The organism is Planctobacterium sp. AWM4_229 (assembly GCF_056160305.1).
Map to the genome: position 1 here is coordinate 104054 of NZ_JBSWWX010000011.1, position 9939 is coordinate 113992.

Genomic DNA, 9939 nt, shown 5'->3' on the forward strand with positions numbered 1-9939 from the left:
TTGATTATATGGCGCCTAATAAAGTAATTGAGCCTTGTGATTTTGTACTGTTTGGGACCAAAGGGGACCTGGCTCGACGTAAATTACTTCCTTCTTTGTACGAGCTGGAAAAAGCCGGGCTGATCCACGAAAAAACTCATCTCATCGGTGTTGCGCGTTATGACATGTCGCAAGAAGAGTACGTTACACTGGTTAAAGAAAACATCGAAAAGTTTACCGGCGAAGCACTTTGCACGGAAACTTGGGGAAGATTCAGTGCCAAGCTTGAGTACGTTCAGATTGATATGCAAGACTATGATAGCTACACCGCTTTGCAAGGTTGTGTGGACGAGTCTCGCACCATGGTGTGCTACCTGGCAACACCACCTTCCATTTATGGTGACATCTGCAGAGGTTTGAATGCGGCAGGCATTATCGATCCGAGTGTCAGAGTTGTACTGGAAAAACCCATAGGCCATGATCTTGAAACATCCATGATCATCAACGATCAGGTAGCGGAGTTTTTCAAAGAAAGTCAGATTTATCGCATTGACCATTATCTGGGCAAAGAAACTGTGCTTAATCTAATGGCGCTGCGCTTTGCAAACTCAATATTTGCTACTAACTGGGATCACAATTGCGTTGATCATGTGCAGATCACTGTTGCTGAATCAGTGGGTATTGAAGGTCGTTGGGGCTACTTCGATGATGCTGGCCAAATGCGTGACATGGTGCAAAATCACCTTTTGCAAATCTTGACCTTGATTGCCATGGAACCGCCGGCGAGTCTCGACGCTGATAGTGTTCGTGATGAGAAGCTGAAAGTACTCAAGTCATTGCGTCCTATCAACGCCTCGAACATTCGCGAAAATACCGTACGCGGCCAATACACCAGTGGCTTTGTCAGAGGTGAAGAGGTTCCCGGGTATCTGGAAGAAGAAGGTGCAAACACTGAAAGTGAGACGGAATCTTTTGTAGCCCTAAAGGTAGAGCTGGATAACTGGCGCTGGGCTGGTGTGCCATTCTATTTGCGTACCGGTAAACGCATGCCGCGTAAAGTGAGTGAAATTGTTATTTATTTCAAACCACAACCGCACAATTTGTTCAAAGACAGCTTTAATCATTTGCCACCGAATAAACTCACCATTCGATTGCAGCCTGATGAGGGGGTTGAAATAACGGTGATGAATAAAGTGCCGGGACTCACCAGTTCCGGTTCTATGAATTTGCAAAAATCTAAGCTCAACCTGAGTTTCTCGGAAGCCTTTGATACTAAACGCATCCCTGATGCCTATGAGAAGTTACTGCTTGAAGTTCTACTTGGCGACCAATCTTTGTTTGTGCGCCGCGATGAAGTGGAAGAAGCCTGGAAATGGGTGGATAGCATTCTCGATGCCTGGAAGAAGAGCAATGAAAAACCTGAGCCTTATCAAGCAGGAACATGGGGACCTGTGGCCTCTATCGCTCTGTTGGCACGAGAGGATCGCGCCTGGTACGAGAGTAAAATTAAAAAGTAATACCTTGCAGGCCAGAATAAGAGAATTTTATGAAACAGTCGATTTATCCAAATACAGATGCGCTTAACCAGGATTTTGCCAACAAAATTGTTGCTATATTGGCGCAAGCAATAGCGCAAAAAGGCAAAGCCAGTTTATTGGTTTCCGGTGGTAGAACACCGCTACCCTTGTTCAAAGCCTTATCGCAGTCAGACCTGGACTGGTCAAAAGTGACTATCAGCCTGGCTGATGAGCGCTGGGTTTCTGCGGACGATGACGCCAGTAACGAAAAGCTGGTGCGGGCTAATCTTTTGCAAGGTAATGCGTCTGTGGCCAACTTTATCGGCATGAAGACAAACCATGAAGATGCAAATGATGGCTTGGCGGAATTAAACGAACGCTACGCAAGCATGAGCTGGCCGGTGGATGTATTGATCTTAGGTATGGGCGAAGATGGTCATACAGCTTCACTTTTTCCATGTTCAGAGCAGATAGAGCAGGGGCTCAATACTGCTGATAAATTACTGGCGGTGCAACCTACAACTGCACCGCATCAACGCATGTCATTTTCCCTGAAAGCAATTCTGGAAAGCGAACATATCTTTTTACACCTCACCGGCGAAAGCAAAAAAGCGGTGCTTGAACAAGCCTTGGCTGGTGATAACGCACTTGAAATGCCAATTCGAGCAGTATTGCAAAATGCTGACGTTGAATTGGTTTGGGCACCATAGGAGGCATTCATGAATACCCTGATTCAGGAAGTCACTCAGAGAATTGAAGAGCGCAGCAAAGAAACGCGGGCCGCTTATCTAAAGAAAATAGAAGATGCCAGGCGTCAAGGACCGCACCGTGGTGCTTTGTCCTGTGGTAACCTGGCGCACGGGTTTGCCGCTTGTAATAAAGAAGAAAAGGCAGATTTAACCAGCATGACCAAGGCCAATGTCGCCATTGTGTCTTCCTACAACGATATGTTGTCTGCGCACCAACCTTATGAGCACTATCCGCAACGTATCAAAGAAGCGGTGCGCAAAGTGGGCAGTGTGGCTCAGTTTGCTGGTGGTGTGCCTGCTATGTGTGATGGTGTTACTCAAGGTACACCAGGCATGGATCTGAGCTTGATGAGTCGCGATATCATTGCTCAAGCGGCAGCCGTAGCCCTGTCTCATAATATGTTTGATGGCGCACTGATGCTGGGGATTTGTGACAAAATCGTACCCGGGTTGCTTTTGGGCTCTCTGGCCTTTGGGCACTTGCCAACCGTATTTGTGCCCGCAGGCCCTATGCCTTCGGGTTTGCCAAATAAAGAGAAAGCCAGAATAAGACAGCTTTTTGCAGAAGGGAAAGTGGGTCGTGATGAATTGTTAAAAGCCGAGTCTGAATCCTACCACTCGGCGGGAACCTGTACCTTCTATGGTACCGCCAACAGTAATCAGTTAGTGGTTGAGATGATGGGACTGCACTTGCCGGGTTCATCTTTTGTTAATCCCGGCACAGAATTGCGTGATGCGTTAACTGATGCTGCTGCGGTTCAGGTAACCAGATTAACAGATCTGGGCGATAACTATTTGCCTATCGGCCACATTGTTGATGCCAAGTCGATTGTTAATGGCTTGGTAGGATTACTCTCTACTGGTGGTTCTACTAACCACACCATGCACCTTGTGGCAGTAGCGAGAGCTGCGGGCTATATCATTAACTGGGATGATTTCTCCGATATTTCTAATGCCGTGCCACTACTTACTCGCATTTACCCCAATGGATCTGCTGACATCAATCACTTTACCGCCGCTGGTGGTATGTCATTGCTATTCAAAGAATTGCTGGATGCTGGTTTATTGCACAACGATGTGCGCACTATTTGTGGTGACAGCTTAGAAAAGTATCGCATGGAGCCCAAAATGCTGGATGGTGAATTGACTTGGGTTGATGGGCCGACAAAGTCTTTGGATAAAGAGGTCGTTGCCTCTGTCGCTGCACCCTTCAAGCCGGATGGCGGTTTAACGGTATTAAACGGTAATCTGGGTAGAGCGGTGATCAAGAATTCAGCAATGCGCCCAGGTACTGAGCAAATTAAAGCGCCAGCAGTGGTATTTGAAGATCAATTTGAACTGGATGCCGCATTTAAAGCTGGAGAACTCGATAAAGACTGTATTGTTGTAGTGCGCTTCCAGGGACCAAAAGCAATCGGTATGCCTGAATTGCATCGTCTAACGCCACCACTGGGTGTGTTGCAAGACAAAGGGTATCGAGTCGCTTTGGTAACTGACGGGCGTATGTCTGGCGCATCAGGAAAAGTACCTGCTGCTATTCATGTTACCCCTGAAGCTTGGGACGGTGGCCTCATCGCTAAAGTACAAGATGGCGATATGATTGAACTGAACATCACTACGGGGGCACTGACTTTATTAGTTCCTGACGAAGAGCTGGCGAAGCGTGAAAACAAACTGGCCAATGTTGCCCATCACCAGGTAGGAATGGGACGAGAGTTGTTTGGCGCGATGCGTACTCATTTGAGTAAAGCAGAAGAGGGGGCGTGTTCCTTGTTTATTGAGCAGGAGCAAAACTAATGGCTGCCTGTTTTGTCGCGGATGTTGGGGGCACCAACATTCGTCTGGCGCAAACTGAAAATGGTCAGTTGAAGGACATCAAGAAGTACCTTTGCAATGATTTCGAAACCATTGCCGATGTTATCAAAGCCTATATGGCTGATTACCCCGAACAACAATTTGTCGCGGGTTGTATTGGTATCGCTTGTCCTGTGAACAGTGATTTGATCATCATGACTAATCACACGTGGCGGTTTTCAGTTAAAGGCTTGCAAGCTGAACTGGGACTCGATTGGTTGCACGTGATCAACGATTACACTGCGGTAGCGATGTCGTTGCCGGTATTGGACGCGAGCCAGAAAGTGCAGATTGGTCCCGGCGAAGTCAAGCCTCGCGAAAACATCGCTGTGTTCGGTCCCGGAACAGGACTTGGTGTCGGACATTTGGTGCCGGTTTCGGAAGGCTGGCAATGTCTGGATGGTGAAGGTGGGCATGTGGATCTGCCCATCTATAACAAAGACGACCTGATTGTTTGGGAGTTTTTGCGTGACAAATATGGATATGCATCAGCTGAAGAGGCTCTGTCCGGGCGTGGTCTGGTGCAGATTTATGAAGCTATTGCACAACACCGTAAGTTAGCCGTGCGCTACACACAACCAGCTGAAATCACCAGCAATGCTTTGGATGGCAGTTGTAATGTGTGCCTGGCAGCACTCAATCGTTTTTGCGCCCTTATGGGGACTTTTGCCGGAAATCTGGCATTGAACGCAGCAACTCACGGTGGTGTATATATTGCTGGCGGTATCGCACAGCGTTTTGTGGATTTCTTGAAATCCAGTGATTTTAGAACACGTTTTGAAGCCAAAGGACGGTTTCAACAATATGTGGCTGATATTCCAACTTTTGTTATTACAGAGCCGGACCACGGTTTGATTGGTACCGCTGCATATTTGACACAGAATTTTAAGGGTTAACATTATGAGTAATAATTGGCTCCGCAGTTCAGCGGATGTTTTCGCCCAAGGGCCGGTAGTTCCTGTTTTAGTGATTAAAGATTTGGACTATGCCGTGCCATTAGCTAAAGCGTTGATCGCCGGTGGTATCAAGGTATTGGAAGTGACTTTGCGCACCCCAGTTGCCATTGATGTTATCGCAAAAATTGCCCAGGAAGTTCCAGAGGCCGTCATTGGTGCAGGCACTGTTACTAATGCTGAGCAACTAAAAGCGGTTACTGATGCGGGAGCGCAATTCGCCATTAGTCCTGGACTAACGCCAGATTTATTAAAGGCAGGGAAAGAAGGTTCTATTGCCTTGATACCAGGTATTGCTTCTATCTCTGAGTTGATGACTGGATTAGATCACGGTTATGACCACTTCAAATTTTTCCCGGCTGAAGCATCGGGCGGGATTAAGGCGATTAAATCCATCAGTGGCCCGTTTCCCGATGTGACTTTTTGTCCCACGGGCGGCATCAGCCAAAACAACTATCTGGATTATTTGTCATTATCTAATATCAAGTGTGTAGGCGGCTCCTGGTTAGCGCCGGAAGATGCGATGGCGGCAGGAAATTGGCAGCGTATTACTGAACTAGCCGAAGAGGCGGTAGCTGGTGCCAACACCCTGAATAAAGGTTAAATGTCGCTTTATCAACTTTTTAAAAACCAGCTTTATCGCTGGTTTTTTTGTATTAACGACAGAAGAATATCAGCGGGCACTGACAGTGACGATTAGATTATCGATATAGCGTCCTGCGGGCTTAAAGTCGACGTCGGTAACGTTCACTTTAAAGGGAATGGAGCTGGTTGATAGTGGGTTGTAATTTGTGTAGCCCTTAGAATAACCGCTTGCGGCGTTGAAGACTGTACCATCCATTTCTACGGTGTAGGGGATCAGAGCATTACTGGATTCGTGTTTTAAACCACGATTTTCTGACGCAACATTCACGTTGTAATGCACATTTGAATAAATATTGATATCCCAGTTTGCACTGGAACCATTGTATAAATTACCTAATTCAACATAGTAATAACTTCCAGAACCTGAAACCGCTCCACTGGTGGGCACGCTTACATCAAGAATTGACGGTACTTCGGCATTTACACTGGTCCAGACTTCCGGCGAAATGTGGTAGCCATAGTATGAAGCGACAACACTGGTGATGCCTGTATAGTTCCCGGCAATCTGTGCTTCCGTGGTACGCAACTGTGCCCATACTTTCAAGCGTTTCTTGCGGTAGATTGGTACCGCCCATGCAATGCGGCCGTCAATGGAGTATTGGGCGTAGAAGTTGCGCTGACGGTCCACTAAATCGGTTTCAATGTCATCTGTACCATTACTCAGAACCAAACTGGTATTATTGTCGGTGTAGAACAATATGTGAGTTACGCAGGTATCCGTCCGTTTTGAAAAATTCACCTGAATAGGGATGGTTTGTAAGTTATTGCGATTAGCTTGCCAGGCTAACGTATCGGTATTGACAGTGAATTCGGTAGGGCAGAAGTCGTAGTAGTAGGAGTTCCCATAGCTGCTAAAACTGCTTACCCCACTGCAAAGTGCCAGGCTTGCCAGTATCGCCAGTTGTTTAATTGTAGTGATTACAGTTGCTTTAGTTTTCATTGCGTTCCAGTTGTTGCAGACTTATACAGCTTCACTATTCCCAGCCTCACCAGACTGATTTCCGACGCTTTTATTTCTATGGTGGCCGTGGCCTCACCAAATTTAATTTCGTATTTACCAACACCCACACCTTCCACAACAAAGCGACCTTTGCGATTGGTAAACAGCGTTGCAGATATCCCTTCTCCGGTGATCGTACCTCGTTGCAGCGAAACTGGATTGTTTTCTGCATCTTTGACATAACCTAACGCAGTATATGAAAGATCCGAGCCAATTGTGATCACGTGACCAGTATTTGTTCCGCCCACAATATTGTAGGTGCCCGGCCCCCAGTCGTAACCTAAAGGTACATTCAGCGCATTGATATTGACAATGTTTTCGGTAAAGCCAGAGCCGAGATTCACCAAACCCGCCAGCTCTGTATTGGCGCTACCGAGACTTTGTCCGGTGGGAGATGGATTGATTTGTACTTCCGCTTTTTTCAGGGTTGGGTGAACGTCGATGATGGCAAAGGGCGTTTGCACGTTGCTACCTATGCCTATCTTGCCGTCAGCAATAGCAACAGAACTGGATAAGTTGAGTCGATAGTCGTTGCTGCGACTAAGACCTTCGCGTTGTTGAGTGCGGGCTGTCATATCGGCTCTAAAGCGATTGTGGGTATAGCTGCCGCTGAGTGTAACGGCTTCGAGATCATCAGTCTTATTGGCTTCAATACTGTAGCCCCAATCATCCTGATAATTTCTGTTTATTTTGGCGTAACTGGCTCTGAGATTGTTGTTTTGGCTGCGATAATCCACGCGTTTTCGCGTCAAAGATTGGTTGTCAAAGGCTGACCAGTTGAAGTTGATAAACAAACTGTCTTCGTCATCGGTTACTAGCCTGTCATTCTTTTGTCGCTGGTATTGCACACTGATACGCATACTTTTGTAGCGCCAATTGAGTTGAGCAGAAATGTTTTCGGAGGTGACATCACTGCTATTTTTAGTGCGTCTGGCGTTGAGATTGAAGTCAATTTTGTCGGTAATGAACCAGCTGTAATTGACAGACCATGACTCATCGTTTCCGGCTGTGGGGTTTTCAAGCCAGGGAGATTGCACAAAGTCTTTACGTCGCTGGTAACTAAGACGCAAGTTAGGTACACCAAAGTCCGAACTGCCGAGTACGGTATGCTCAGTGTCTATTGAAATAGAAGAGCCGGGTGTGCTTTGATATTCGCTGGTGGTCATACGCAGCGTGAAATTACCCCAAGCCGTTCCTGCTGTCGCAGAAGTGCCTAACAGAAAATCACCATCTACATACAAGGCATTGACGCCAGCGGATAGGGTGTTAGTGATCCCGGTTTCATAAAAGCCCGTCATCACCAATGGATCCAGGTAGTCATAACGAAAGTCTCTGAATTGGCTGGGGTAGCCGATGTTAAAGGCCCAAATGGTCAGCCCTTCTTCCAGCAATTGGGAGTTGAAAAAGGTGTTAAAAGTAAAAGACTCTCTTTCACCATTGACGTAAATAGCTACCACCTCCACATCGTTCTGGCCTGTACTGAGTGGTAAATCGTTGAGATCATAGCGCCCCGGATTTAGCCTGACTTTGGCAACAATATTGCCATTAACCACCACTTGAACTTCACCTGCAAGACGCATGTAAAACTCTTGTGAGTTTGTGGGGCTAATGCGTTTTAACGGCTGTAATTGCTGATAAGGTGTTGATATACCAATACCGCCAGCATTTACCGCTGGTAAATGACCTTTGTTAAAGCTGGATAAATCGCCAATTTCAATACGTCTGGGTTTACTAAAATTATCTTTAAATAGTGTGATATCACCGCGATACACTTCCTGGTCATCATCTTCTTTCTCATAAAAAACAGACCAGTTTAAGTTGTAACCATCATGGCCGCCGTAATTACTTTGCGCAACCCAGTCTAGCGCCAGCCGGTCTTCGTCAATATTAGATTTATCGATACGCAAGTTGAAGTCATTAAGCACCGACCACTTCGCCGCATCACTGGGCTTGGCCAGATAATTACGGTTGCCATAAGTGAGTTGGTCCACGGCCATGGCTTCAGGTGCAAGTTCTAGTTGCACCACCAAATCTTTGGTATTAAGGGTCAGTGACAGGCCACGTTCCGCAAGTGTAGAGATGAGTATTTCCGAAGGACTCTGATTTAAAAAACGCAGAAGTTCATCATTCAGTAATCCGGATAAGGGTAGGGCGAGCGCGTCTCCTTCAACACTGTGTAGGCTGAAATTTTCAAGTACAAAACTCACTTCGCCAATTTTGCGTTCTTGCCATTGAACAGGCAAGCTCATGCTGTAAAACGCGGCATGAGCTTTTAGAGTAAAAACAAAAAGGAATAAAAATGCGCTAGTTCGCATTATTGGCAGTAACCAGTTCTACCAGTTTGGGCAATTTATCTTCCGAGAGTAATGCTTTTATATTGATACTGAGCTTGTGCTCTGGCATCAAAAAGGTGACTGGCATATTGTTTTGCAACCACTGCCAGTCGCCTTGCAGGTTACCGTCGAAGTGGATACCACTTTGCACCAGATTCACAACGGCATCCCCGTCATTAATAATATTAAGCGTGCAGTTGTCAGCGTCTGGGCAATCTAGTGTTTGAGTTAAATTGCCCTGGCTTTCAGGTTGAGAGACAAACACCAAGGTAGCGAAATTAAAAATCATATTTACCTGCGAGGCTTGCCCTTGCTGTTCGATGGGCAACTGCTTAAACACGATGCGGTAAGACTGCGTTTTGTCAAATTCACTGTCCCCCAAGAATTGGGCCCTGAAAACCTGATAACCATTGGCAGGTACGTCTACCTGCGGTGGTAAAACGATAAAATCATCTTCTGCTTCGGTGAGAATTTCTTTCTGGTTTTCATCAAAGCTGCGTTTGTATACAACAACTTCGATGGGCACCGGAGTATCGCTGGGATTAATAACTCGATAGGTAACGGCTGAACGATTACCTGTGGTATACAACTCTGCCACCATGGGTTGTACTTGATAGGCTAAGCCCTGATTAGAGAAGAGTAAAACAGTGAAAAGGCTAAACCATTTAACATGGCGAAAATGAAGCATGTGCGCACCCTGGATTTGTTATTTTTATCAGATATTAATTAGAAATAAGCAAAAGTCGGCAGGAGGCCGACTTATCGCTAAAATCTAGTGCACATTTATAACTCAAAATGGGCTTTGAGTCATCTGCTACCTTAGTTGTAAGACACTGTGATAGTGATGGTATCTGAATAAGAGCCTTCGTACTCAAAGCCATTAACTTGTGGTCTGATGGAAACGGTTTT

At 46.2% G+C, this 9939-nt stretch carries 8 protein-coding genes; 5 read left to right on the forward strand and 3 right to left on the reverse strand.

The genetic code is table 11. The features are described 5' to 3' along the window. The first annotated feature begins 8 nt into the window (after positions 1 to 8). From zwf to ACXAGP_RS20440, 5 genes are read left to right on the forward strand one after another with little or no spacing between them, the layout of a single operon-like run. Positions 9 to 1496 (forward strand): glucose-6-phosphate dehydrogenase, encoded by a 1488-nt coding sequence (gene zwf / locus ACXAGP_RS20420; protein ID WP_475263565.1) that lies wholly within the window; start codon positions 9 to 11, stop codon positions 1494 to 1496. 29 nt (positions 1497 to 1525) lie between these two features. Continuing rightward, positions 1526 to 2206, forward strand: coding sequence for a 6-phosphogluconolactonase (pgl, locus tag ACXAGP_RS20425; RefSeq protein WP_475263566.1), 681 nt, complete (start codon positions 1526 to 1528; stop codon positions 2204 to 2206). A 9-nt stretch (positions 2207 to 2215) separates the two neighbouring features. Further along, positions 2216 to 4042, forward strand: a complete 1827-nt coding sequence (gene edd, locus ACXAGP_RS20430) for a phosphogluconate dehydratase (RefSeq protein WP_475263568.1) — start codon at positions 2216 to 2218, stop codon at positions 4040 to 4042. After that, a complete protein-coding gene (locus tag ACXAGP_RS20435; RefSeq protein ID WP_475263569.1) occupies positions 4042 to 4995 on the forward strand; it encodes a glucokinase in 954 nt (317 codons plus the stop codon). The genes edd and ACXAGP_RS20435 overlap by 1 nt, the downstream gene beginning before the upstream one ends. Before the next feature lie 4 nt (positions 4996 to 4999). Beyond that, entirely contained in the window at positions 5000 to 5656 is a 657-nt protein-coding gene (locus tag ACXAGP_RS20440) for a bifunctional 4-hydroxy-2-oxoglutarate aldolase/2-dehydro-3-deoxy-phosphogluconate aldolase (RefSeq protein ID WP_475263570.1), read from the forward strand. Between the two features lie 69 nt (positions 5657 to 5725). Here ACXAGP_RS20440 and ACXAGP_RS20445 read toward each other — a convergent pair whose 3' ends face one another. Genes ACXAGP_RS20445 through ACXAGP_RS20455 form a run of 3 tightly spaced genes read right to left on the reverse strand, consistent with a single transcriptional unit; the run spans position 5726 to position 9718 of the window. After that, on the reverse strand, positions 5726 to 6637 hold the full coding sequence (locus ACXAGP_RS20445; RefSeq protein ID WP_475263572.1) for a hypothetical protein: 912 nt from the start codon (positions 6635 to 6637) through the stop codon (positions 5726 to 5728). Next, positions 6634 to 8946 carry a fimbria/pilus outer membrane usher protein gene (locus tag ACXAGP_RS20450; protein WP_475263573.1) on the reverse strand — a complete coding sequence of 771 codons (2313 nt, stop codon included), beginning with the start codon at positions 8944 to 8946 and terminating at the stop codon, positions 6634 to 6636. The genes ACXAGP_RS20445 and ACXAGP_RS20450 overlap by 4 nt, the downstream gene beginning before the upstream one ends. A 55-nt stretch (positions 8947 to 9001) precedes the next feature. After that, the gene (locus ACXAGP_RS20455; RefSeq protein ID WP_475263574.1) at positions 9002 to 9718 is read right to left on the reverse strand and encodes a fimbria/pilus periplasmic chaperone; all 717 of its coding nucleotides are present in this window, start codon (positions 9716 to 9718) and stop codon (positions 9002 to 9004) included. Positions 9719 to 9939 lie beyond the last annotated feature (221 nt).